The organism is Corynebacterium sp. Marseille-P4321, assembly GCF_903645305.1.
Lineage (GTDB): Bacteria > Actinomycetota > Actinomycetes > Mycobacteriales > Mycobacteriaceae > Corynebacterium.
Window position 1 is genome coordinate 63,493 of record NZ_CAHJXO010000001.1, and the last position, 23,065, is coordinate 86,557.

The 23,065-nt window shown below is 64.0% G+C and carries 25 protein-coding genes and 1 rRNA gene; 19 read left to right on the plus strand and 7 right to left on the minus strand.

Annotated elements, in window-relative coordinates:
• The first annotated feature begins 4 nt into the window (after window positions 1–4).
• The 10 genes from HWX32_RS00250 to HWX32_RS00295 all read left to right on the plus strand — a co-directional run bounded on the left by HWX32_RS00250 (window position 5) and on the right by HWX32_RS00295 (window position 6,403).
• Window positions 5–1,537 carry a glycosyltransferase family 87 protein gene (locus HWX32_RS00250; protein ID WP_175934278.1) on the plus strand — a complete coding sequence of 511 codons (1,533 nt, stop codon included), beginning with the start codon at window positions 5–7 and terminating at the stop codon, window positions 1,535–1,537.
• A complete protein-coding gene (locus tag HWX32_RS00255) occupies window positions 1,534–1,722 on the plus strand; it encodes a hypothetical protein (protein WP_075468633.1) in 189 nt (62 codons plus the stop codon). The genes HWX32_RS00250 and HWX32_RS00255 overlap by 4 nt, the downstream gene beginning before the upstream one ends.
• Before the next feature lie 31 nt (window positions 1,723–1,753).
• Window positions 1,754–2,008 carry a hypothetical protein gene (locus HWX32_RS00260; RefSeq protein ID WP_075468631.1) on the plus strand — a complete coding sequence of 85 codons (255 nt, stop codon included), beginning with the start codon at window positions 1,754–1,756 and terminating at the stop codon, window positions 2,006–2,008.
• Between the two features lie 379 nt (window positions 2,009–2,387).
• Complete coding sequence (gene rpsF / locus HWX32_RS00265) at window positions 2,388–2,684, plus strand: 30S ribosomal protein S6 (RefSeq protein ID WP_075468629.1); 297 nt, start codon at window positions 2,388–2,390, stop codon at window positions 2,682–2,684.
• Window positions 2,685–2,744: 60 nt separating this feature from the next.
• Window positions 2,745–3,365: a single-stranded DNA-binding protein gene (locus HWX32_RS00270; RefSeq protein ID WP_175934279.1), complete on the plus strand. Its 621-nt coding sequence runs from the start codon at window positions 2,745–2,747 to the stop codon at window positions 3,363–3,365.
• Between the two features lie 56 nt (window positions 3,366–3,421).
• Window positions 3,422–3,874, plus strand: coding sequence for a 50S ribosomal protein L9 (gene rplI, locus HWX32_RS00275; RefSeq protein WP_075468624.1), 453 nt, complete (start codon window positions 3,422–3,424; stop codon window positions 3,872–3,874).
• A 167-nt stretch (window positions 3,875–4,041) separates the two neighbouring features.
• On the plus strand, window positions 4,042–4,215 hold the full coding sequence (locus HWX32_RS00280; protein WP_165603581.1) for a hypothetical protein: 174 nt from the start codon (window positions 4,042–4,044) through the stop codon (window positions 4,213–4,215).
• Window positions 4,216–4,247: 32 nt separating this feature from the next.
• Complete coding sequence (locus HWX32_RS00285; RefSeq protein ID WP_175934280.1) at window positions 4,248–5,018, plus strand: hypothetical protein; 771 nt, start codon at window positions 4,248–4,250, stop codon at window positions 5,016–5,018.
• A 12-nt stretch (window positions 5,019–5,030) separates the two neighbouring features.
• Window positions 5,031–5,723, plus strand: coding sequence for an AAA family ATPase (locus HWX32_RS00290; protein ID WP_175934281.1), 693 nt, complete (start codon window positions 5,031–5,033; stop codon window positions 5,721–5,723).
• Complete coding sequence (locus tag HWX32_RS00295; RefSeq protein WP_175934282.1) at window positions 5,720–6,403, plus strand: AAA family ATPase; 684 nt, start codon at window positions 5,720–5,722, stop codon at window positions 6,401–6,403. Before HWX32_RS00290 ends, HWX32_RS00295 begins: the two co-directional genes overlap by 4 nt.
• Here the strand turns inward: HWX32_RS00295 and HWX32_RS00300 are convergent.
• Both HWX32_RS00300 and HWX32_RS00305 read right to left on the minus strand, forming a co-directional pair.
• The gene (locus HWX32_RS00300) at window positions 6,400–6,774 is read right to left on the minus strand and encodes a type II toxin-antitoxin system death-on-curing family toxin (RefSeq protein WP_175934283.1); all 375 of its coding nucleotides are present in this window, start codon (window positions 6,772–6,774) and stop codon (window positions 6,400–6,402) included. The genes HWX32_RS00295 and HWX32_RS00300 overlap by 4 nt on opposite strands.
• Window positions 6,771–6,977 carry a hypothetical protein gene (locus HWX32_RS00305; protein ID WP_075468617.1) on the minus strand — a complete coding sequence of 69 codons (207 nt, stop codon included), beginning with the start codon at window positions 6,975–6,977 and terminating at the stop codon, window positions 6,771–6,773. The genes HWX32_RS00300 and HWX32_RS00305 overlap by 4 nt, the downstream gene beginning before the upstream one ends.
• Window positions 6,978–7,046: 69 nt before the next feature.
• Here HWX32_RS00305 and HWX32_RS00310 point away from each other — a divergent pair, with 69 nt between their 5' ends.
• The 3 genes from HWX32_RS00310 to HWX32_RS00320 all read left to right on the plus strand — a co-directional run bounded on the left by HWX32_RS00310 (window position 7,047) and on the right by HWX32_RS00320 (window position 11,300).
• The gene (locus tag HWX32_RS00310) at window positions 7,047–9,119 is read left to right on the plus strand and encodes an ATP-dependent DNA helicase RecQ (protein ID WP_175934284.1); all 2,073 of its coding nucleotides are present in this window, start codon (window positions 7,047–7,049) and stop codon (window positions 9,117–9,119) included.
• Between the two features lie 362 nt (window positions 9,120–9,481).
• A complete protein-coding gene (dnaB, locus tag HWX32_RS00315) occupies window positions 9,482–11,008 on the plus strand; it encodes a replicative DNA helicase (RefSeq protein ID WP_175934285.1) in 1,527 nt (508 codons plus the stop codon).
• A 91-nt stretch (window positions 11,009–11,099) separates the two neighbouring features.
• Window positions 11,100–11,300: a hypothetical protein gene (locus HWX32_RS00320; protein WP_175934286.1), complete on the plus strand. Its 201-nt coding sequence runs from the start codon at window positions 11,100–11,102 to the stop codon at window positions 11,298–11,300.
• A 57-nt stretch (window positions 11,301–11,357) separates the two neighbouring features.
• On the opposite strand, the gene HWX32_RS00325 is transcribed toward HWX32_RS00320, so the two are convergent.
• The 4 genes from HWX32_RS00325 to HWX32_RS00340 form a co-directional block, all read right to left on the minus strand.
• A complete protein-coding gene (locus tag HWX32_RS00325; RefSeq protein ID WP_075468609.1) occupies window positions 11,358–12,695 on the minus strand; it encodes an MFS transporter in 1,338 nt (445 codons plus the stop codon).
• Between the two features lie 84 nt (window positions 12,696–12,779).
• Entirely contained in the window at window positions 12,780–15,083 is a 2,304-nt protein-coding gene (locus HWX32_RS00330; RefSeq protein WP_175934287.1) for a cation-translocating P-type ATPase, read from the minus strand.
• A 44-nt stretch (window positions 15,084–15,127) separates the two neighbouring features.
• Window positions 15,128–15,328: a heavy-metal-associated domain-containing protein gene (locus HWX32_RS00335; RefSeq protein ID WP_075468604.1), complete on the minus strand. Its 201-nt coding sequence runs from the start codon at window positions 15,326–15,328 to the stop codon at window positions 15,128–15,130.
• Between the two features lie 50 nt (window positions 15,329–15,378).
• The gene (locus tag HWX32_RS00340; RefSeq protein WP_175934288.1) at window positions 15,379–15,579 is read right to left on the minus strand and encodes a heavy-metal-associated domain-containing protein; all 201 of its coding nucleotides are present in this window, start codon (window positions 15,577–15,579) and stop codon (window positions 15,379–15,381) included.
• A 91-nt stretch (window positions 15,580–15,670) separates the two neighbouring features.
• Here HWX32_RS00340 and trxA point away from each other — a divergent pair, with 91 nt between their 5' ends.
• A complete protein-coding gene (gene trxA, locus HWX32_RS00345; RefSeq protein ID WP_175934289.1) occupies window positions 15,671–16,042 on the plus strand; it encodes a thioredoxin in 372 nt (123 codons plus the stop codon).
• A gap of 99 nt (window positions 16,043–16,141) precedes the next feature.
• Window positions 16,142–17,110 (plus strand): PspA/IM30 family protein, encoded by a 969-nt coding sequence (locus HWX32_RS00350; RefSeq protein ID WP_175934290.1) that lies wholly within the window; start codon window positions 16,142–16,144, stop codon window positions 17,108–17,110.
• A 101-nt stretch (window positions 17,111–17,211) separates the two neighbouring features.
• Here the strand turns inward: HWX32_RS00350 and HWX32_RS00355 are convergent, their stop codons facing one another.
• Complete coding sequence (locus tag HWX32_RS00355) at window positions 17,212–18,618, minus strand: NYN domain-containing protein (RefSeq protein WP_175934291.1); 1,407 nt, start codon at window positions 18,616–18,618, stop codon at window positions 17,212–17,214.
• A gap of 202 nt (window positions 18,619–18,820) precedes the next feature.
• Here HWX32_RS00355 and HWX32_RS00360 point away from each other — a divergent pair, with 202 nt between their 5' ends.
• The 4 genes from HWX32_RS00360 (at window position 18,821) to HWX32_RS00375 (ending at window position 23,026) form a co-directional block, all read left to right on the plus strand.
• The gene (locus tag HWX32_RS00360) at window positions 18,821–19,195 is read left to right on the plus strand and encodes a GntR family transcriptional regulator (protein WP_175934292.1); all 375 of its coding nucleotides are present in this window, start codon (window positions 18,821–18,823) and stop codon (window positions 19,193–19,195) included.
• Entirely contained in the window at window positions 19,192–19,962 is a 771-nt protein-coding gene (locus HWX32_RS00365) for an ATP-binding cassette domain-containing protein (RefSeq protein WP_217702877.1), read from the plus strand. Before HWX32_RS00360 ends, HWX32_RS00365 begins: the two co-directional genes overlap by 4 nt.
• Window positions 19,962–20,960: a hypothetical protein gene (locus tag HWX32_RS00370; protein WP_175934294.1), complete on the plus strand. Its 999-nt coding sequence runs from the start codon at window positions 19,962–19,964 to the stop codon at window positions 20,958–20,960. The genes HWX32_RS00365 and HWX32_RS00370 overlap by 1 nt, the downstream gene beginning before the upstream one ends.
• A gap of 553 nt (window positions 20,961–21,513) precedes the next feature.
• Window positions 21,514–23,026, plus strand: a 16S ribosomal RNA gene (locus tag HWX32_RS00375).
• The last annotated feature ends 39 nt before the right edge of the window (window positions 23,027–23,065 follow it).

Genomic DNA, 23,065 nt, shown 5'->3' on the forward strand with positions numbered 1-23,065 from the left:
CATCATGACTGAAACGACAAACACAGCCACCGCGGAAATCACCTGGCCAGACCCCGCCGACCGGGTGCAGCCCGGTAGAACCGAGCCCGCTGCGAAGGGCTGGGTGGGCATGCTCGGCGGGCCGATGGGCCGCTACGCACAAATCGGCCGCGCGCGGTTCTGGACACCTTTGCGCGCCCTGCTCGCTGTCGCCTACGTCTTCCTGTCCTTCGGCCTGCTGCAGAAGGCGCACTGCGCCGGTGGCCGAGCCGACGACAATGGAATCATCCAGCTCAACTGGGACGGCAACCGCCAGTTCACGGCCGCCTGCTACAACGACATCATCCCACTCTACGGGGCCCGCGGGCTCGACCAGCCGGGATTCGTGTACGACTACTCCTGGGTGGAAGACGGCATCACCCGCTACATGGAGTACCCGGTGCTTGCCGGGTTGTTCCAGCAGCTTTCCGCCTGGATCTCGCGCGGCACCTACTTCTTGGTGGACAGCGTGCTGCCCGAAGCTGGCTGGTACTTCTACGTCACCGCGCTGCTCATGTCCATCCTATGGGTGATGACCATCCGCATGGTGGCGGAACTGGCAGGAAACCGCATCTGGGACACGCTGCTCGTCGCGGCGTCTCCGCTGCTTATCGTCCACGCGTTTACCAACTGGGACATCCCGTCCATCTTCTTCGCGGTCGCCGCGATGCTGGCCGCCCGCAACCGCAAGTGGTGGCTCGCAGGTGTGCTCATCGGCCTGGGCACCGCCTTCAAGATGTGGCCGCTGTTCCTTCTCGGCGCCTACCTGACGGTGGGTGTCCGCGAGCGCAAACTCGTGCCCTTCTTCAAGATGGCCGGCGCCGCCGCCGTCACCTGGGTCGCCGTGAACCTGCCGGTCTACCTGCGCAACCCGGACGCCTGGGCGGAGTTCAACCGCCTCAACACCGAACGCGGCTGGGAATGGACCACCATCTACGCGGTGCTCTCCCGCGAGTTCGGCTGGACCGGCTTCGACACGGGCGAGGGCGCCCCGGTGATTCTCAACACCGTGACGTTCGTCCTGTTCGCACTCGGCTGCCTCGCCGTGCTCGTCATGGGGCTTAAAGCGCCGCGCACCCCGCGCATCGCGGAGCTGGTGGTGCTTATCCTCGGCTTCTTCCTCATCTTCAACAAGGTGTGGAGCCCCCAGTACTCCATCTGGTTCGTCGTCCCGGCAGTGCTCGCGCTGCCGTACTGGCGCCTTCTGCTGAGCTGGATGGTGGTGGACATGATGGTGTGGCCGGTATTGATGTGGCACATGCTCGGCGCGGACAACATGGGCGTGCCGGGCTGGTTCCTGGACATTTTCGTGCTTGGCCGCGACGCGTTCATCATCGCCATCATGGTGCTGGTGATCCAGCAGATGTTCGGCAAGCGCGAGGACAAGGTCCGCGCCGCGCACAACGGCCACGACCCGCTGCTGTCCACTCCGGCGCAGTGGAAGGAGCAGCTGCTTATCGACGGCTCCGCCCACCAACCGGACGGCGTCGATAAGCACGTGCTCGAAGGCGCCCGATGACTGCCGGAACAGTCGCTGGCATCATCTCCATCGTGATCGCCTTCGCGCTGTTTTCCGGCGCGTTCTTCGCCACGATGCGCGGCAAGAAACGCCTGGCCATCGGCCTGGGCGTGACGGCGTTTCTGTTCATGACGCTCATACCCGTCTCGCTCGCGCTGTTCGTGGCCGTGCCGAACCCCACGTGACATCTCGAGCGACATCGGTACAGTGGGGCGCATGTTTACGAAGAAAGCCATCGCAACCGCCGCAACCGCAACCCTGGCCATCGCTGGCCTGACCGCCTGCAACGACACCGCAGAAACCGTGGACGACCAGACGGGTGCGGACGAATCCGTGGCCTCCGAGGTCGCCTCCGAGGTGGAGACGAACCCGCAGGAGACCACCTACGCCGACACCGAGCAGCCCGTCGACGACACGATGGGCACCGACACGGTGGAGACCCTCGACCCGGGCACCGCTCCCACGAACTAGAACCTTCTTCGCTTCGCGGCTGTCACGCACTCGCACGTGGCGGCCGCTTTTGTGTCCTCGGGTTGGGCGTGCCGGGCATGGATGGGCCGTGCGAGCCAGCCAAAAGACTTCATGTGTCGGTGAGGGAGCCGGTCGCGATACACGAACCGTGGATACGGGCCAGAAATGTGCGAGTTTTCGGGATCGGGCCCACCGCCCGTAATCCAACAAGCCGACCCCCAAGACCCACGCCACCAGTCAATTACCCGGCCCACCCCAGAAGCCCAGGTTTTGAGCTGCGGAAACCGTGCGCTAAGCTGTTCAGGTTGCTTGACGTAAGCGACCCTCCTGCCACCACCACAAGGGTGATGGCCGAAAGATACCAAGACCATAGGAGGTGATGAGGTCCGTGCGTCACTACGAAGTAATGATCATCCTCGATCCGCAGCAGGATGAGCGCACCGTTGCCCCGTCCCTGGACAAGTTCCTTGAGATTGTCCGTAAGGAAAACGGCAAGGTGGAAAACGTTGATGTGTGGGGCAAGCAGCGCCTTGCGTACCCGATCAACAAGAAGGAAGAGGGCATCTACGCCGTTGTGAACCTTGACTGCGAGGCTGACACGGTTAAGGAGCTCGACCGCGTGATGAACCTGAACGAGAACGTTCTGCGTACCAAGGTTCTGCGTACCGATAAGTAAGAACCGGTAGGCTCGGAACCCACACGATCACCAGCATTTCTGGCAGGAAGGTGCAAGGACATGGCTCAAGGCGACACCCCGATTACCGTGGTTGGCAACCTGGTTGCTGATCCGGAGCTGCGTTTCATCCCCAGTGGCGCGGCGGTTGCGAACTTCCGTATCGCATCCACCCCGCGCTCGTTTAACCGGGAGACGAACCAGTTCGAGGACGGCGAAGCCCTGTTCCTTACCTGTAACTGCTGGCGCCAGATGGCCGAGAACGTCGCGGAGTCCCTGACGAAGGGGATGCGCGTCGTAGTGACCGGCAAGCTGCGTCAGCGTTCTTACCAGACGAAAGACGGCGAGAACCGCACTGTGTTCGAGGTGGAGGTCGACGAGGTCGGCCCGTCCCTGCGCTACGCCACCGCGTCTGTGAACCGTAACCCGCGTGAGGGCGGTTACGGCCAGGGCGGCGGCAACCAGGGCTACCAGAACCAGGGCGGCTTCGGCGGCGGCCAGGGCCAGAACCAAAACCAGGGCTTCCAGAACCAGGGTGGTTTCGGCGCCCAGGGCCAGAGCCAAGGTCAGGGCCAAGGCCAGTCGCAGCAGGGCCAGCAGGCTCAGCAGCCGGCGAATGATCCGTGGAATTCCGCTCCTCCCGCCGGTGGTTTCGGCGGGATGGATGATGAGCCTCCGTTCTAAAACGACAACCCCACCAGCATTTTTCACTAGAAGGCAATTTAAGGAAGGTTAGGATTATGAGGCTGATCCTCACCGCTGCCGTTGACAAGCTTGGCGAACCTGGAGAGGTCGTCGAGGTCAAGGACGGCTACGGACGTAACTTCCTGCTCCCGCGGGGCCTGGCTATCCCGGCTACTCGCGGCGCAGAGAAGCAGATCGAAGACATCAAGCGTGCTCAGGCTGACCGTCAGGTCCGCGACCTGGATCACGCGAAGGAGCTGCGTGACCAGCTCGACCAGCTCAAGGGCGTCAAGGTTGCTGTGCGCACCTCGGACGAGGGCAAGCTGTACGGTGCGGTCCGCCCGGCGGATATCGCTGATGCAGTCAAAGCTGCAGGCGGCCCGTCGCTGGATAAGCGCCGCATCAATGTTCCGCGTGGTCTGGTCACCAAGACCGGCGGTTACCAGGTTAAGGTTGCGCTCCACGATGATGTGGAGGGCAAGGTGAACTTCGAGGTCGTCTCCGCGTAAGTGCTTGAGCGTAAGCTCGCATTTGCTTGACGACGATTGCCTGGCCACTTGAAGCCAGCGCAGTCCAACGACAACAGCATTTCGGCCGCGGGTCCTGCTTGTGAGGAGCAGGGCCCGCGGCCGTTTTTCACGTGCGTCTTACACACTGCGTCTGGCACACTGTGGGCATGAACAACAACACCACGGGCAACCAGGACATCGTGATGGGGCTGGTCCTGTTTGTGGCTGGCTTCATTGCGGTAGCTACGGCTTGGGGCACGATCTCGTACATGACCGCGGTGGCCAGCTGGATTGCCGGTGGTTACCTGGTGTTTCGAGGTGTGACGAAGAATCGGAGTTAGGCGCGTCTAGGGGCGGGGTAGACTCTGCAGCCATGTTCCGAAACCCTGCCCTCGCTGTGCGTAGCCTCGTGCTCCCGTTGCTTCTTGCGTTGGCGGTAGCGCTTGGCGGTGCTGTGGCCGCTGCCCCGAAAGCATCCGCGCTCGCGGTGTATTCCGGCGACCAGATCGTCGTCCGTTTCAGCAACGGCGACGCGTATGCGTGCACGCTGAACTCGGTGGCGCGCAAAGACGGCGCGCTGTGGGGGATCACGGCCGGGCACTGTTTGTCGCCGATTGGCGGGGCACGTCCGGTGGGTGTGTACGCTGCGGATAACGCCACGCCAATCGCCTCCGACCTGCGCGGGTCCGGCGTGCAGTTCGTCGGCGGGCGCGGTGCGAACAACTTCACCGACGTCGCTTGGTTCCGTCTCGACGGCCACGTGCAGGACGCAGGTGCGGCGCGCGGCGGTAACTACAGCGTGCCCTTTCTGGGCGGAAACACCCCGCTCACACAGGTCACGCGAACGCTTCACCCGAATCGCGCCATCGCAGGCCGCCTGCCGGTCAGCGCGCTGCGCATAGGCCAGATCGTGTGCAAGGACGGGGGCACCACTGGCCGCACATGCGGCCCGGTGATCAGGGTGAATGCCGACTCCGGCGAGATCTGGGCGCTCATGCTTTCAGCCGTCGGCGACTCGGGTTCGCCGGTGTACACCTTGGGCCCGGATCGGCGGGCGTACATCGTGGGTGTGCACTCGCGCGGCGGCTACGGCGTGCTGTCGGTGGCGGATGCGGCGCTACCGTTGCCGGCGGGCCTGCGGTAGGGGAGAGTCTCGATGTTCGTCACGAAGGTGAGCGTTACGGCGCCGGTGAAAGGGTATGCGGCCGGGCTGGCTGTCGTCGATAAGCTAAGCTCCGCCCCGCTCAAACTCGCGCAAGTGACTGCGCTGACCGGCGACAACGGCAGCGGCAAGTCCACGCTTGTGGAGGCGGTGGCCGTCGCCGCCGGGGCGAATGCGGCCGGAGGTTCGCGCCACGCGCGCTTCGCAGCCGCGGACCACTCGTCGCTGCACGCCTCGCTTACGCTCACCCGCCGGAAAAACCCGGCTGACGTGTACTTCCTGCGCGGGGAAACCTTCCTTGACCTCGGGGAATATCACGCAGGCCTGGCTCCGCCGGAGGAGGACCCCCTTGCGGACATCCCGAAGCGCAGCCACGGGCAGGGCATTTTGCACCTCGTGCGCACGCGCTTCGGGCCGGGCACGCTGATTATTCTGGACGAGCCCGAGGACGGCCTTTCGGTGCTATCCCAACTCGAACTGCTCGGCCGGCTCACGGCCCTTGCCCGCCGCGGGGCGCAGGTGGTGATGGCGACGCATTCGCCGGTGTTGCTCGCTATGCCGGGCGCGCGGATCTACGAGGTGCCGTCGCTTGAGGCGGTTGAGTTTGCGCAGACTGCCCCCGTCACCGCCACCAAAGAGTTCATCCGCGACCCGCTGGGTACCGCCGAGTTCCTGGTGGCGCCATGACAGCCAAGGCGTTGTTTATCGAAGGCGTTCACGTCGACGCCGCCTTGGCTCCGGACTGGGCGTCGCGCACCCCCGCAGTTTCCCACGTCGCCGCGTACGGGCTGACGTTTGAGCGCCCCGTGACCGTGCTTACCGGCGGCAACGGGGTGGGCAAATCCACGCTGCTCGAAGGCATGGCGCGGGCTTGGGGGTTTGATGTGGAAGGGGGGACGTGGGGCGTCGATAAGCCAAGTGCCTCGGATGTGCTCTACGGCGCGCTGACGCTGCAGACCGGGCCGCGAGCAAAGGCCGGGTATTTCCTGCGGGCGGAGGCGCTCACGCGCACGAACTACTTCGGCGGACGCTCGCACGGCGAAAGTGTGCTTGAGCTGACATCCCGTCTCATCCCGGATGCGCTGTACCTGTTAGACGAGCCGGAGTCGGGCCTGTCAGCGGTGGCGCAAATGGCGTTGCTCGCGCAGCTACACGCACTCGGGGAAGCCGGTGCGCAGGTGGTAATGGTGACCCACTCGCCGATCCTCACCGCAGTACCCGGGGCCGAACTGCTAGAGGTCGACGACCACGGCATCACCCCGCGTGCGGTGGAGGAGACGATGGCGTTCCGGGCAATGCGGGACTTCCTGGCTGACCCGCACGGCGTCGCGGAATACATGGCCGAATGGGCGGAGGGCGAGTTTTAGCTGGTCAAAAGCTCTAATTTGCGGGCGATGGACTCCACGCTCGGGTGCGTTGCGGCGATGTCGCATACGAGGTCGAAGAACTCGTCATCGCTGATTGCAGCGTCGTCGACACCATGCGCCGCGAGCAACAAGCTGGTCAAAAGGACCCCGGCGCGCTTGTTGCCGTCGTAAAGCGGGTGGCTGCTTTGGATGCTGTGCAAGAGCGCGGCGGCCTTGTGCCAAGGGTCGGGGTAGAGTTCGGTCCCATCGAAACGGAGCCAGGGGCGCTCTAACGCCGCAGCCAGCAAGCCCATATCCCGAATGTGGAAGCCTTCGCGCTCGAGCCACTCGGCGATGACCTCAACTTTGAGTAAGGTTCGAGGATCGCTCATGCGTCCTTCAATCGTTCCATCAGCTGGGTGCGCTGAGCGTAGATACGGTCGAGCTCCGCGTGTGCGATGCGCCGAGCTTCTTCGCGATCCCACGCTTCCCGGATGAGGCGAGTTACGGTCTGATTCTTCGAGAACCCCGTCGCTTTTGCCAGCTCATTGAGCATGCGGTCTTCTTCTTCGTTGAGCCGTAAGTTGAGAGCCATGGGTCTATGGTACTGCCATGGTACCGGTTCCGGAAGGGCGTGTCGTACCCGTGTTATAGGGTGTGCGCCATGAACGAATTATCGAACACAACCGCGACGCGCCAACACGCGGACGAACTGCTCAAAGGGATTGCGGGTGAAGGCGCCCAGCTGCGAAGCGATCAATGGTCGGCCATCGACGCTTTAGTGAACCAACGCAAGCGCATGCTGGTGGTGCAGCGCACCGGCTGGGGGAAGTCCGCGGTGTATTTCATCGCGGCGAAATTGCTGCGTGAGGCGGGTAGCGGTCCGTCGATCATCGTTTCGCCGCTGCTCGCGTTGATGCGCAACCAGGTGGAGGCCGCAGCCCGCGCCGGGATCCGCGCCGCCACGATCAACTCGGCAAACGTCACGGAGTGGGACCAGATCGACGTCGGTGCCCTCGACGTGCTGCTTATCAGTCCGGAGCGCCTCAACGCGCCGGACTTCCGCAGCGAGGTGTTGCCGCAGCTCACCGCAGACGTGGGCATGCTCGTTGTGGACGAGGCGCACTGCATCTCCGACTGGGGGCATGACTTCCGCCCGGATTACCGCAGGATCGCAGTGCTTATCGACGAGCTGCCGCCCGCCACTCCTGTCCTCGCCACTACCGCAACCGCCAACGACCGCGTGGTAAACGACGTGGTCGCGCAGCTCGGCGGCGATACTGGGGTGCTGCGCGGAGGGTTGGACCGCGAATCCCTTTCGCTCAACGTGGTGCAGTTGGAAGACCCTACGAAGCGCGCAGCGTGGATCGCACAATACCTGTCGCGGGTGGAGGGCTCCGGCATCATCTATTGCCTCACTGTCGCCGCCGCCCACGACCTGGCGGAGGCACTGGAGACCGCCGGGTGGAACGTCGCCGCTTACACCGGGCGCACGGAGGCGGAGGAGCGCGAGCGGCTGGAGGGCGCGCTGATAAACAATGAGCTCAAAGCGCTGGTGGCCACGTCTGCGCTCGGCATGGGCTTCGATAAACCCGACCTTGGCTTCGTGGTGCACCTTGGCGCGCCTTCGTCCCCGGTGAGCTATTACCAGCAGATCGGGCGCGCCGGGCGTGCGACGGATCACGCTGAGGTGGTGCTGCTGCCTGGCCCGGAGGATGAGCGGGTGTGGGAGTACTTCGCCTCCGTGTCCATGCCGGCCGAGCCGGTGGTGCGCGACTTGCTTGCGGCGCTTGGGGACGAGCCGGTTTCCACCCCGAAGCTGGAGAACGCCGTCGATCTGTCGCGCACCCGCATCGACCAAGCGCTCAAGGTGCTCGACGTCGACGGGGCGGTGCAGCGGGTCAAGGGCGGCTGGGTGTCCACGGGCGCGAGTTGGACTTACGACCACGAGCGTTACGGCGGCCTCGCCGAGGCGCGCCAGCGGGAGCAGGACTTGATGCTCGCCTACGAATCCACCGACGGCTGCCGCATGGCGTTTCTGCGCCGCGAGCTGGACGACCCGACTTTGGGCACGGAGGAGCGCTGCGGGCGTTGCGACAACTGCACGGGCAACCACCTGCCCCACGACGTTGACTCCGCGCTTGCGGAGCGCATCGACGCCCGCCTCAAAGCCCCCGGCGTGCCTCTGGGCCAACGCAAGATGTGGCCCACCGGCTCGGCCCGCCGTGGCAAGATCAAAGGGGTGCTGCCGGGTAAAGCGCTGGGCAGGCTTAACGACGTCGCCCGCGGTCCCGCACTGACCTCCCTGCTGCGTGACAACGCCTATCGCCCTGCGGCGAACTGGCGCGAGGACCAGTGGATGCGTCGGTTCGTGGCGGTGCTCGCCGACTGGGACTGGGACACCCGCCCTGCCACCGTGGTGGCGCTGGGGACACACGATCCTGCGCGCACCGAAATGGTCGCCGCGACCGCGGAGGCGCTTGCGGCCGTGGGACGGATGTCTTTCGGCGGCGTGGTGCATGCTGGCGCGCACGAGATCCAGGCACGCAACTCAGCATTCCGCGTCGGCGCGCTGGACCGGTATTACGACTACTCGGCGCTGGATGTCGCAGCCGGGCCGGTGCTGTTGCTTGCAGGCGAGGTGGACACGGGTTGGTCGGTTACCGTCGCGGCGGCGGACATCGCGCAGCGATACGGCGTCGAGGTGTTGCCACTTGCGTTCGCGGCTTCGTCGTGAAGCTTGCGAAAGTCTCCACCGTAGTGTGGACCCGGTGTGGATAAGTGTGGGATAAGAATCCCTGCGTAGGGCAGGAAATGGTTACGAGAAGGTAAAAACTGGCCGTGTCAAACGTGCAGGTTGGGAAGTTATCCCCCGCCGTTTATGGATACTCGAAAAGTAAATAAATACCCGCTGAACTGCGGGAAGTGAGGTTTGTACTGGCGTGTCTCAGTGGCATTCCACACGTTTTCCACAAGTTCTCACCGCAGGGTGTGGAAAACCTCCTCACACAACGCAGGTTTGTGCACAGCCCCTGTGGATAACTTCCGGAGGGGCTTGCGCGACGGGGTACAGTCATGGCAGTAGCGAAAGGGGAGCACATGAGCGCGAACGATGGTGCGAGCGCAAGTTTCGGGGACAGCTTCGAGGATTATGTTCCGCCGCCGGAGCCGGCTGCGGACTACGGCGACTTCGGGGATTTCAGCGACTTCGAGTCGAACGGCGGCGGCTCCACGCGTTACGGCGGCAACCGCTCCGGCGGCGGCAAGTACTCGAACTACAACCGGGGCCGCAGTGACCTCGAGGAGTACCGGCAGCCGCCGCACGACGAGCGCGCGGAGCGCTCGGTGCTCGGCGCGATGTTGCTGAACCCGGACGTCATCCTGGATGTTGCGGAGGGTTTGAGGCCCGAGGATTTCTACTTCCCGGCGCACCAGCTCATCTACCAAGCGGTTCTGGACTTGTTCGCGCAGGGCAGCTCGATCGACGTGCTCATCGTTTCCGGCCGCCTCGACCGCCTCAACGCCCTCGAGCGCGTCGGCGGCGCGCCGTACCTGCACACGCTGATTTCTGAGGTGCCTACGGCGGCGAACGCGCGCTACTACGCGGAGATCGTGGAGGAGAAGTCCCTCCTGCGCCAGCTGGTCAACGCGGGCACCGAGGTGGTGCAGCTGGGCTACGACGGCGAGGAGGGCATGGAGATCGACGCGTTGGTGGACCACGCGCAGCAGAAGATCTTCGCCATCTCGAAAAACCAGGCGGGCGAGGATTACCGCCCGCTGTCGGACCTGCTCAAGCCCACCATCGACGAGTTGACGATGATCGCCTCCGGTGGCGCGCTCGAGCAGGGGGTGCCGACCGGATTCATCGATCTGGACAAGCTGACCAACGGCCTGCACGCCGGGCAGATGATCATCATCGCGGCTCGCCCCGGTGTGGGTAAGTCGACGCTGGCGCTCGACTTCATGCGTTCGTGCTCGATTCACCAGGGCAAGACCTCGGTAATCTTCTCGTTGGAGATGAGCGCGTCCGAGATCATCATGCGCATGCTCTCAGCGGAGACGGAGATCAAGCTCTCGGCGATGCGCTCGGGCCAGATGGAGGAGCGGGACTGGGAAAAGCTCACCACCCGCCTCACGGAGATCCAGGATGCGCCGCTGTTTATCGACGATTCCCCGAACCTCACCATGATGGAAATCCGTTCCAAGGCCCGCCGCCTGAAGCAGCAGCACGGCCTGGACCTCGTGGTGGTGGACTACCTGCAGCTGATGAGCTCGGGCAAGCGCGTCGAGTCCCGCCAGCAGGAGGTCTCGGAGTTCTCCCGACACCTCAAGCTTTTGGCGAAAGAGCTCGAGGTGCCCGTGATCGCTATTTCGCAGCTCAACCGTGGTCCGGAGTCCCGCACGGACAAGCGCCCGCAGCTCGCAGACTTGCGTGAATCGGGCTCGCTGGAGCAGGACGCCGACATGGTGTTCCTCCTGTACCGCCCGGACTCGCAGGACCGCGACGACGAGCGCGCGGGCGAGGCGGACATCATCGTGGCGAAGCACCGCGGCGGGCCGATCGACACCATTCCGGTGGCGCACCAGCTGCACTACTCCCGCTTCGTCAACATGGCCCACGGGTAGGATTACCTACGTAAGGCTTGGCTTTCCAACGGTGACAACGCAGGTGACGGCGGTATAGCATCGCGCTTATCGACGTCCCGAAGGAGGCACCATGACCGTTCGATCCATCAACGCTCCCGCGGCCTGTGCGGCCACTGTGGCGAAACTTGACCCGTCCATCACCGTCGCCCGCACGGGTGAATCGACGATGCTGATGAACCTCCCGCGCGACATCAACCAGCTTGAGCAGGCGACGGACACGGGCCTGAAAGGGTTCCGTCGCAAGCTGGCTAAGCTCTTCGGCGCCAAGTAAGCCACTCAGCCGCTGAGCCGCTGAGCCCCCGGGGCGCCCCGGGGCACCTAGCCCCCTCTAACGCAGCGCGACGCCTTTTTGCTCCGGCAGGGTGAACGCGGCTATGCAGGCCACGGCGAACGACGCCGCGAACACGCTGAACACCGCGATCGGCCCGCCGAAGGCCATCACTGGCGGCACCACCAGCGGCGCAAGGATAGAGCCGATGCGTCCGAAGGAGGCGCCCGCCCCGGTGCCGGTGCCGCGGATAGCGGTGGGGTAGAGCTCCGGCCCGATGGCGTACAGCGCACCCCACGCCCCCAAGTTGAAGAAGCTGAGCAGGCAGCCCGCGGCGATAATCTGCCACTCCGCGCTGGCTAGCCCGTACAGCAGTGCCGATACCGCCGAGCCCGCGAGGAAGACCGACAGTGTGATGCGGCGGCCCCAGATTTCAATGAGCCACGCGGCGGCGAAATACCCGGGCAGCTGCGCGATCGTGATGATCAGGGTGAAGCTAAACGAGCGCACCAGGGAGAACCCCTGGTCCACCAGCAGGGACGGGATCCACGTGAACGCGCCGTAGTAGGAAAGCGATACGCAAAACCACACCGTCCAGAACGCCAGGGTGCGCCGCCACAGGTCGGGGCCCCAGATCCCGCCCTGCACCGGTTTCTCCTGCGGTGCTTCGGTGGTGTCGTAGTCGGCCGGGTCGGCTGCCGCCTCGAACTCGCGCACGATCTGCTCAGCCTCCGCGTGGCGGCCCTTCGACTCTAGGAACCGAACCGATTCGGGCAGCCCCATGCGCACGTAGATCGCGTACAGCGCAGGCACGGCGCCGAACGCGAAGCCCCAGCGCCAGCCGTTCTCACCCTGCGACACCACGAACGTGCCGATGACGGCGGCCATGATCCAGCCCACCGCCCAGAACGCCTCGAGCAGCACCACCATGCGCCCGCGCGACTTCCGGGGAGAAAACTCGCTGACCAGCGTGGACGCCACGGGCAGCTCCGCGCCCAAACCGAGGCCCACCAGGAAGCGGAACACCATCAGAGAGCCCACCGACCACGCCAGCGCCGATGCGCCGGTGGCAAGGCCGTAAATCAGTAGCGTCGCGGCGAACACTTGGCGCCGGCCGATCTTATCGGCGAGCAGGCCGCCTAGCGACGCCCCGACCGCCATCCCGATAAAACCCACCGACGCAATCCACGACGTGGTGGTCTTATCCAGCTCCCAGTGGACGGCGAGCGCGGCGATGATGAAAGACACCAGGCCGATATCCATCGCGTCTAGTGCCCACCCGATGCCGGATCCCACCAACAGACGTTTGTGTTTGCTGGTCACCGGGAGACGGTCGAGTCGCTCGGTTCTGGAAAGTTGTGGCGCGGGCTGTGCCGGCACCTGTGAGGGGGCTGTCATGCGGGGAAAGCGTACTCGCCCATCGGATTGAAGTGGCGAGTTCTTTTCACCCCGACGTCCTATGCCCGCCCCCCGAGCCACCGGCTACGCCTCGAGCGGCTGGAACCCGCGCAACCTCAGGGAGTTCGACACCACGAACACCGAGCTAAACGCCATCGCGATGCCGGCGAGCATCGGGTTCAAGAAGCCCAGCGCCGCCACTGGGATCAGCAACACGTTGTAGGCGAAGGCCCAGAAGAGGTTGCCCTTGATGGTTTTCAGCGTCCGGCGCGACAACCGGATCGCGTCGGCGGCGGAGAGCAGCGAGTTGTGCATCAAGGTGATGTCGGAGGCTTCGATGGCCACGTCAGTGCCGGCGCCCATCGCTAGACCCAGGTCGGCCTGAGCGAGCGCGGCGGCGTCGTTCACGCCGTCGCCCACCATGGCCACGCGGTGCCCGGACTCCTGCAGCGCCTTCACCACTTCAACCTTGTCTTCCGGAAGCACACCAGCGGTCACATTCGCTGGTGCGATGCCCACCTCTGCGGCGATGGCTTCGGCGGCGCCCTGGTTGTCGCCCGTCAGCAGATGCGGGGTGAGCCCCAGGGCCTCCAGCTCGGCGACCGCACGCGCGGAATCGTCTTTCACGGTGTCGCGCACGGCGACGAACCCGGCCAGCTCGAGGCCAGAGCCGCGCTCGACTTCCACGGCCACAGGGGTCGCGCCGGAGCGTTCGGCTGCTTCGAAATCGCTGGCCAAGGTGTCGAGATCCACGGTGGGGCGGCCGACGCGGACGCGGGAGCCGTCGATAAGCGCTGATGCCCCGCGCCCCACCTCGTTCTGGAAGTCCGCGGACTCCGGGACGGTTGAAACTGCCGCAACCACAGCTCGCGCGATCGGGTGCTCCGAGCCGGCCTCAACGCCGGCGGCCAGCGACAACACATTGTCCTCTGACCAGCCCGGCGCAGCGGTGACGCCCTGGACGCTCATCTCGCCGGTGGTCACGGTGCCGGTTTTGTCCATCACGATCGTGTCCACTTGGCGGGTGGATTCGAGCACCTCGGGGCCTTTGATCAAAAGCCCGGTCTGGGCACCGCGGCCCGTGCCCACCAGAATCGCGGTGGGCGTGGCGAGGCCGAGCGCGCACGGGCACGCGATGATGAGCACGGCGACGGCGGCGGTGAACGCGTGCGCCACCGAGTGGCCAACCATCAGGTGCCCGGCTAGCGCCACCAGCGCAATCCCGATCACGGTGGGCACGAAGATCTGGGAGATGCGGTCTACCAGGCGTTCCACCGGCGCCTTGCCGGCCTGGGCGTCTTTCACCAGCTGCCCCATCTGCGCAAGCGTGGTTTCGGAGCCGACGCGCGTCGCCTCAACCACCAAGCGGCCGGACGTGTTTACGGTCGCCCCGGTCACGCGCGAGCCTTCGGTGACTTCCACGGGCACCGATTCGCCGGTGAGCATGGATTCGTCCACCGCGGAGCTGCCGGAAACCACCACGCCGTCCGTGGCCACCTTTTCGCCGGGGCGCACGATGAAGCGGTCGCCGACGGCCACCTGGGAGATCGGCACGCGGACTTCCTTGCCCGCGCGGATCACGGCGGCGTCTTTGGCCCCCATGTCCAATAGGTCGCGCAGCGCCTGGGAGGATTGCCCCTTCGCGCGCGTCTCAAACCAGCGCCCCAGCAGCAGGAACGTGATCACCACGCATACGGATTCAAGGTAAATCTCGTGGTGCCCGGCACCCGACGGCAGCAGCGACATCTCCATCACCATGCCGGGCTCGCCCGCGCCGCCGAAGAACAGCGCCCACACCGACCACAAATAGGCGGCTGTGGTGCCGAGCGTGATCAGCGTGTCCATGGTCATCGCGCCGTGGCGCAGGTTGAGCAGCGTCGCGCGGTGGAACACGCGCCCGCCGGCGAAGTACACCAGCGTCGTCGCGGCGAAGGCGGCCCACTGCCAGAACCGGAACTGCCACGCCGGGATCATGGACACCAACGTCACGGGCAGCGACACCGCCGCCACCCAGATCACGGTGCGCTTGAGCTGCTCGGCTTCCTTCTCGCGCGCGTCGTCGAGCACATTGCTTTGCGACGCTCCCCCGGCCGCCCCCTCCGCAGCATCACCAGCCTCCCCGGCGGCGTCTGTGTTCGATCCACCCATGGCGAACGCGTCGTAGCCTGCGGCCCGCACCGTCTCAATCAGCGAGTCCGCGTCCTGCTGCGCCGGGTCGTAGTCCACCACGGCGGTTTCGGTGGAGAAGTTGACGTTCGCCTCCACCCCATCCAGTTTGTTCAGTTTGCGCTGCACGCGCGATGAGCAGGACGCGCAGGTCATGCCTGTCACGCCCAGCTCGATGTGTTCAAGTGCGGGTACGTCCGCGGGCGTTGTGGAAGTAGTCATGCTCCCCACCCTATACCCCCCGGGGGTATGAACGCTAGGCCGGTTTAGGCCAGCTTGTAGCCGGCCTCTTCCACGGCGGCGGCGATCTGGTCGTCGGTGTAGCCCTCGCCGATCACGGTGACCTCACCGGTTTCGTGGTCCGCCTTCACGTCGTTCACACCGGCGATCTCAGCGACCTCTTCCTTCACGCTCATTTCGCAGTGCCCGCAGGTCATGCCCTCAACGTTGAAGATGCGCTTTTCCATCATGTTCCTCTTTCCTTCGTTGGCTACATCTGCGCCACCGAGGGTAGCGCTTAATCCGCCACTTGGTAGCCCGCGTTTTTCGCGGCCTTCTGCACGTCCGCGTCGGCGAATTGGTGCCCGACCACCGTAAGACGCCCGGCTTCGATGTCGATGTCCACCTCGTGCGCACCGTCGATAAGCGAAAGCTCATCGGCGAGCGAGTCGACGGCGACCTGGTCCGCAGGGCCAGTGATCCGGTACGTCTTCGTCATGGCGGGTTCGCGCCTCCTTGGAATACTGCGAGAATTGTTAGGGTTGGGTAACGCATAAGCACCTTATCTACGAACTTCAAGGAGCGAAACATTGAGCACTATTGATGTAACCGAGGACACGTTTGAGCAGACCGTTGCCCAGGACGGGATTGTCTTCGTCGATGCGTGGGCGAGCTGGTGCGGCCCGTGCCGCCAGTTCGCGCCGGTGTACGAGGCCGCGAGCGAGAAGCACACGGACGTCACCTTTGCCAAGCTGGACACCGAAGAGAACCAGGGCGTCGCTACCGCGCTGGAGATCCAGGCGATTCCGACGCTGATGGCGTTCCGCGACGGCATCCTCGTCTTCCGCAACGCGGGTGCGCTGCCGCCTGCCGCGCTGGAGGATCTCATCACCCAGGTGAAGGGCCTGGACATGGAAGAGGTCAAGCGCCAGATCGAAGCGCAGAACGCCAACGAAGGCTAGTTAGACCCGCTCGAGCGCCCTCCGGGGCGCTTTTTTCATACACTTGGGGCAATTGCTTATCGACGAATCCCCGAAGACCCCAAAGAAAGGACCTGACCCATGGCGAATCCGTTCAGCAAGGGCTGGAACTACCTCATGCAGTCGTTCGACACCAAGATCGACCAAAACGCAGACCCGAAGGTGCAGATCCAGCAGGCCATCGCCGCTGCGAAGGAGCAGCACCAGGCGATCTCCCAGCAGGCCGCGGCGATTATCGGCAACCGTAACCAGCTGCAAATGAAGCTGGACCGCCTGATCAAGTCGCAGGAGGACCTGCAGACCAAGGCGCGCACCGCGCTGCAGGCCGCCGACAAGGCCGCCGCCGCGGGCGACGCTGAGAAGGCGCAGCAGTTCAACTCCACCGCCGAGGTCATCGCCACGCAGCTGGTCAGCGTGGAGCAGGAGCTCGAGCAGACGAAGCAGGCGTACACCGCGGCCGAGCAGGCGGCGAGCGAGGCGCAGGCGAAGCAGCAGCAGTCCGAGGCGCGCCTGAAGGAGCAGATGGCGCAGGTCTCCCAGCTTGAGTCCCAGCTGAACCAGGCGAAGATGCAGGAGCAGACCGCGGCGACGATGGACTCCATGAACTCCATCGGCACCAACGACAACGCGCCCACGCTCGACGGCGTGCGCGACAAGATCGAGCGCCGCTACGCCAACGCCCTCGGCGCGCAGGAGCTCGCGGAGAACTCCATGGGTGACCGCATGGCGGAGATCGAGGCGGGCACGACCGACATCGCGGCCGCGTCGCGCCTGGACCAGATCCGCGCGTCCATGAACGGCGGCAATGAGCTCGAGGCCGGCGCCGCTGGTGCGCTCGAGGCTGGTGAGGCAGGCGCTGAGGGCGCGGAGGGCGCGGAGGGCGCCGGCTCTGCATCTCAGGCTGAAGAAACCCCGTCCGCCGAAACCCCCACCTCTGGCACCGCCGCGAGCGTGGACGACATCCTGGCAGACGCCGCGGCCTACGTGGGCGACGATCCTGACGGCGACGATGCGGACGTCGAGGGTGCGGCAGGGGACGACGAGCGCTAGTCGCACCCTAAAACAGTTCCGGCGGGCCCCCCGCAGCATCCATCCCTTTGGGGATGTGCTGCAGGTAGCCCGCCGGTTTCGTGTGGGTGGGGAACCCGCGCCTAGGATTCGCGCTGAATGTTGATCAGCACCCCGCGGATCCCGGAGTGGAACCCGTCGCGCAGGTTCACGCGCTGCGTCTCGGTCAGCGTGTACTCGTGGAGTGTCTCGCACGCGAACTGCAGCAGCGGCCTATCGATCTCGGGCGGCAGCCCACCGCCCGAAAGCAAATGCGCGTTGTCGCGCTGCTCCATGGAAGCCGCGTTCTCAAACCACCACGTGGCGTACTGCTGGCCCACGTCGTACGGGGTTTGGAAGCCCGCGGAGGTCCACACCTCCTCCGGCAGCGGCACGTAGCGCGAGCGCAACTTGCGGCGCGGCGCCATCATTGACGGTTTCGGCGCGGGCTTGGGGCCCGGCTTTGGCGTGTCCTCGCTCGCCACCTGCTTGTTGCCGGGTTTGTTGGCTTGGTTGTTTGCCTCCACCTGCGCCTCGGATGGCTCGTCGAGCTCCGGCGACTCGGGGCGGTGCGTGCGCTGGTCCGAGGGGTGGGCTCCCACGATGTCGGAGGGTTTCGGCGCGGGTTTCGGGCCGGGTTTCGGTGCGGCAGGTGCGGTGTCTGCCGCGTCTGCCGCGTCTGTCACCGGGGCGCTCGGCGCTGCCGGGGTGGCCGGAGCGGGCCCCGGCACTGGGGCAACCGGGGCAAGAGGCTCCTGCGTAGACCCCGCCGAAGGCTTCTTCGCGCTTTCCGGTGTGGCTTCCCCCGCAAGTTCCCCAGCCTGCGTGTCCTGCTCCGCTGCCTCCTCGGACTCCGGGCGCAGCGGGTCGGGCCCAAGCCCGGGCACTGGTGCGGGGCCGGCATCCTCGCCGATCGGGGCAGCGTCGTTAAGCGGGCGCTCCCTGATGGTTGGCGGCAGCGGGCCTTCGAGCACCTGCAGCTGCATGGCGTCGGCGAAGTCCTCGCGCGGGTCGAGGATGGTGGTGGAGTCGCACGAGTGTCGCAGCGCCGAGGACATGGAGTCCCAGCCGAAGCCGTAGAGGTGCATTCGTGCGCCGTGGGCGGTGACTTCCTCCACGCCGGGGATCATGTCCGCGTCGCCGGAGACCAGCACGAAGTCGCTGAACTTCTCGTTCATCGCGTTGACCACTAGGTCGGCGACGAGCCGTGTGTCCACCCCCTTCTGCGTGCGACGTTCCCCCCATTCGATGAGTTGGCCTGTACGCAGCTGCACGCCGTCGCAGGTGCGCAGGGCGCGCTGGTAGCGGTGTGGGCCGGAGTCCGGGATGCCGTCGTACCAGAACTGCCGGTGGATGGGTTGATGGAGTTGGTTGGTGATCATCTTGCCGAGGGTCGCCACAACCTCCGGCAAATCAATTTCTAACTGTGCGCGGGCGCCGATTTCCCACGAGTTGTAAAAGCTCGCGAGCAGGTATGACGTGTCGACGAACACAAGTGTGCGTTCAAGCATGGCTCCTAAATTCCGTTTTCTTTATGTTCCTAATTTGAGTTTTCCGGCCCCTATAGGGAGCTAGATACGCCCATTTTGCCGAAATTTGGCCGATTGCACCACGTTCCGAGCGCAACCGCCTTGCCAGCTCTCCTGGAACCGTGTTAGCTAGTTAGTTACTCGAGTAACTAACCGTCCGTAACTTTGGAGAGAGGGGGTCGCAGTGAACCCAGACGCCGAGCCGTTGTTCGTGCAGATCGCCCGCTTCGTAGAGGACTTGATCGTCGACGGCTCGCTGAAACCCGGCGACCAGGCGCCGTCCCAAAACACGCTCGCCGAGTTCCACGAGATCAATCCCGCCACGGCGCGCAAGGGGCTGAGCCTGCTTGTCAGCGCCGGCGTGCTGGAAAAACGCCGAGGCCTCGGCATGTTCGTCACCGCTGATGCCCGCGAGCGCATCCTCGCGCAACGTCGAGAAGCTTTTGCGGGCCAGTTCATCGCCCCGCTTATCGACGAAGCCCTCCACCTCGGCCACACCCGCTCCGAACTCCACGACCTCATCGACCGCGTCGCAGAAAGCAGAGGCATGTACCAATGACCGCCCCAGTGACCATCTCAACTCGCGGCCTCACCCGCTCTTTCAAGAAGAAGCACGTTCTCACCGGCGTCGATCTCGACCTCGGGCCCGGCATCCACGGTCTGCTCGGCCGCAACGGCGTGGGCAAATCCACACTGCTGCGCATCATTGGCGGGCAGCTCAAGCCAACCTCGGGCACCGTCGAGGTGTTTGGCGAGCGCCCCTTCGACAATGGCAGCGTCATGGACCGCACATGCCTCACCGGCGTCGACACCGCGTACCCGGGCACGTGGTCCGGCGCGGACGTGATCAAAGGTGCCCGCCTGCGCTACCGCACGTGGGACCAGCAGCTTGCGGATGCCCTGACCGCCGAATTCGCCATGGATCAGGCATTGGAAACCCGCTACGGCAAGCTTTCCCGCGGCCAGCGCGCCATGATCTCCATCGTTATCGGCCTGTCCGCCGGTACGGGGCTTTTGCTTCTCGACGAGCCCTACGTCGGCCTCGACACCCACAACACTGACGTGTTCTACCGCCACCTGCTCGCACAGGCTGGCACGGGCCGCACCATCGTCATGGCCACCCACCACATCGAGGATGCGGCGAAGGTGCTGGATTCGGCGGTGGTGCTGGGCCGTGAGGGGACCGTCGTTAAGCAGTGTGTCCCTGAGGACGCCGACGCTTTCGCAGTGGCCGGCGGCGAGCTTTTGCCTATCGACGACGCTCCGCGCCACGCCCGCCCAGCCCACTTCGACGACCTCATTGCGCACTACCTGGAGGTGTACTGATGAACACGACCCTGCTCGGATTCTTCCGCCACCAGTTCGTCGCGTCCTCGCTTTTTAGGTTGCTGTGGATGGTGCCGCTGGCGGTGATGTTCGGCCTCGGCGCAGCGATTACGAATCACCAGCTTACTGCGGTGATGAGGCCTGCAATTGTGACCCTCTTTGTGATCGGCGCGCTCTCGATGGAAGAGACGGCCTACGCGGCCTACGGCATGCCGCGGGATCGGCGGCTACGACTTGCCGCGATGGCAGTGGTGCCGGCGGTGGTGGTTGGCGTGGCCGTCGCGTTGCTGCTGCGGCCTGATTGGATTGGAGTTGTGGGCGCCTTGGGAGCCGTGGCGATGGGCCTGATCATGGGGCAGCGCTACGTCACCGGCGAGGTGCCCGAGGCGAGTGAGCGTGTGCGGTCGCGCGTAGGCTCGCGAGGCTTCCTTTTGGAGCTGGTGTGGAAACCACAGCTGCTCTGGGCTTTGGGCATCGCGGCGGCGCATTGCGTGACGCTTTATCTGGCCAGCCTCATTGGTTCCGAGTCGCTCAGAGTGTGGATTGGGGCTTTGCCGTTGTTGGTTTGGTACGGCGTGTATTGCATGCACGGCACGGGGATCGCCGGCCCGGACGTGGGCGCGAGCTACGGGGTGCCGCGTCGGCGCTGGCTCGGAGTATCGCTCGCTGCATCGGTCGTCTCGGTGCTGTTCTATGCGGTCGTAGTTGGTGTTTTCTCGGCTTTGAGCTGGGCCGCGGTGGTGGCCGGGGCGGCGGGTGCGTTCGCAAGCTCGGTGGTGGGGTCGGCCATGAAAACGCGTCGCAGCGAAATGGGGCTGTTGCCGGCGATGTTCCTGGCCATTCCCATTTCGCGTGCGGCGGAAGCGGAAAGCTTCGCGGACGGTGACGTCGTGTACTGCCTGATCGTATCGGGACTGCTGTTGCTGGTCGGTGCAGTGCTGCAGGTGGCGTATTTGGGTGGCTGCATGAACCCAAAACGAGCAATTAAAGGGACATAAAAACCCAAGTTGTGCTGGGGGTTTGTGTTGTGTGTGGGGTGTGTGTAACTTATATCGAGTCAGCGAGACCGACAACGCCCCGCTAGAGAGCAAGGTTTTTGCTTCTGGTTTGTGTGGCGGGCAGGAAAACAATCGTTGACGGAAATAAAATCCTTCAGCTTCTTTCGGCTAGCCCTTGTTTGTGGGGTTGGTTGTGGTGTGCTGGTGTTGTTTGAGAACTCGATAGTGTGCCAATGTATATTTTTTGTTTGTGGGTTGGTTGCGTGTGCGCTGTGCTGCATCGTTTTGGTGTGGTTGGTGTGTGCCGGTTGCAGTTGTTGTGAACCTTTGATGGCAATGATTGTTTCTGGTGGATCGTGAACTGATTCATGTTTGTGGTGCTTGTGGTTTTTCCTCGTCGGATGCGCAGGTGCCATGTGTTGTGATTTTTTGCAGCAGTAATTTGAGGATTGCCAGTCCGGCACCTTTTTGCTCTTGGAACTGTTTTTGGTTTTGGGTGTGGGGTGTTGGTTGGTTTGTTTTTTGCCAGTTTGGTTGGGCTTTTCACGGCCTTTTTGTGGAGAGTTTGATCCTGGCTCAGGATGAACGCTGGCGGCGTGCTTAACACATGCAAGTCGAACGGAAAGGCCCTAGCTTGCTGGGGTGCTCGAGTGGCGAACGGGTGAGTAACACGTGGGTGATCTGCCCTGCACTTCGGGATAAGCCTGGGAAACTGGGTCTAATACCGGATAGGACCACTTCTTGGAGGTTGTGGTGGAAAGTTTTTCGGTGTGGGATGAGCTCGCGGCCTATCAGCTTGTTGGTGGGGTAATGGCCTACCAAGGCGTCGACGGGTAGCCGGCCTGAGAGGGTGTACGGCCACATTGGGACTGAGATACGGCCCAGACTCCTACGGGAGGCAGCAGTGGGGAATATTGCACAATGGGCGCAAGCCTGATGCAGCGACGCCGCGTGGGGGATGACGGCCTTCGGGTTGTAAACTCCTTTCGCCAAGGACGAAGCTTTAAGTGACGGTACTTGGAGAAGAAGCACCGGCTAACTACGTGCCAGCAGCCGCGGTAATACGTAGGGTGCGAGCGTTGTCCGGAATTACTGGGCGTAAAGAGCTCGTAGGTGGTTTGTCGCGTCGTTTGTGTAAGTCCGTAGCTTAACTGCGGGACTGCAGGCGATACGGGCATAACTTGAGTGCTGTAGGGGAGACTGGAATTCCTGGTGTAGCGGTGGAATGCGCAGATATCAGGAGGAACACCGATGGCGAAGGCAGGTCTCTGGGCAGTAACTGACGCTGAGGAGCGAAAGCATGGGGAGCGAACAGGATTAGATACCCTGGTAGTCCATGCCGTAAACGGTGGGCGCTAGGTGTGAGTCCCTTCCACGGGGTTCGTGCCGTAGCTAACGCATTAAGCGCCCCGCCTGGGGAGTACGGCCGCAAGGCTAAAACTCAAAGGAATTGACGGGGGCCCGCACAAGCGGCGGAGCATGTGGATTAATTCGATGCAACGCGAAGAACCTTACCTGGGCTTGACATACACCAGATCGCTGCAGAGATGTAGTTTCCCTTTGTGGCTGGTGTACAGGTGGTGCATGGTTGTCGTCAGCTCGTGTCGTGAGATGTTGGGTTAAGTCCCGCAACGAGCGCAACCCTTGTCTTGTGTTGCCAGCATTTGGTTGGGGACTCATGAGAGACTGCCGGGGTTAACTCGGAGGAAGGTGGGGATGACGTCAAATCATCATGCCCCTTATGTCCAGGGCTTCACACATGCTACAATGGTCGGTACAACGCGCGGCGAGCCTGTGAGGGTGAGCGAATCGCTGAAAGCCGGTCGTAGTTCGGATTGGGGTCTGCAACTCGACCCCATGAAGTCGGAGTCGCTAGTAATCGCAGATCAGCAACGCTGCGGTGAATACGTTCCCGGGCCTTGTACACACCGCCCGTCACGTCATGAAAGTTGGTAACACCCGAAGCCAGTGGCCTGTAATGGGAGCTGTCGAAGGTGGGATCGGCGATTGGGACGAAGTCGTAACAAGGTAGCCGTACCGGAAGGTGCGGCTGGATCACCTCCTTTCTAAGGAGCTTATTTGTTTTTGTGCCCGCAGTTGCGGGT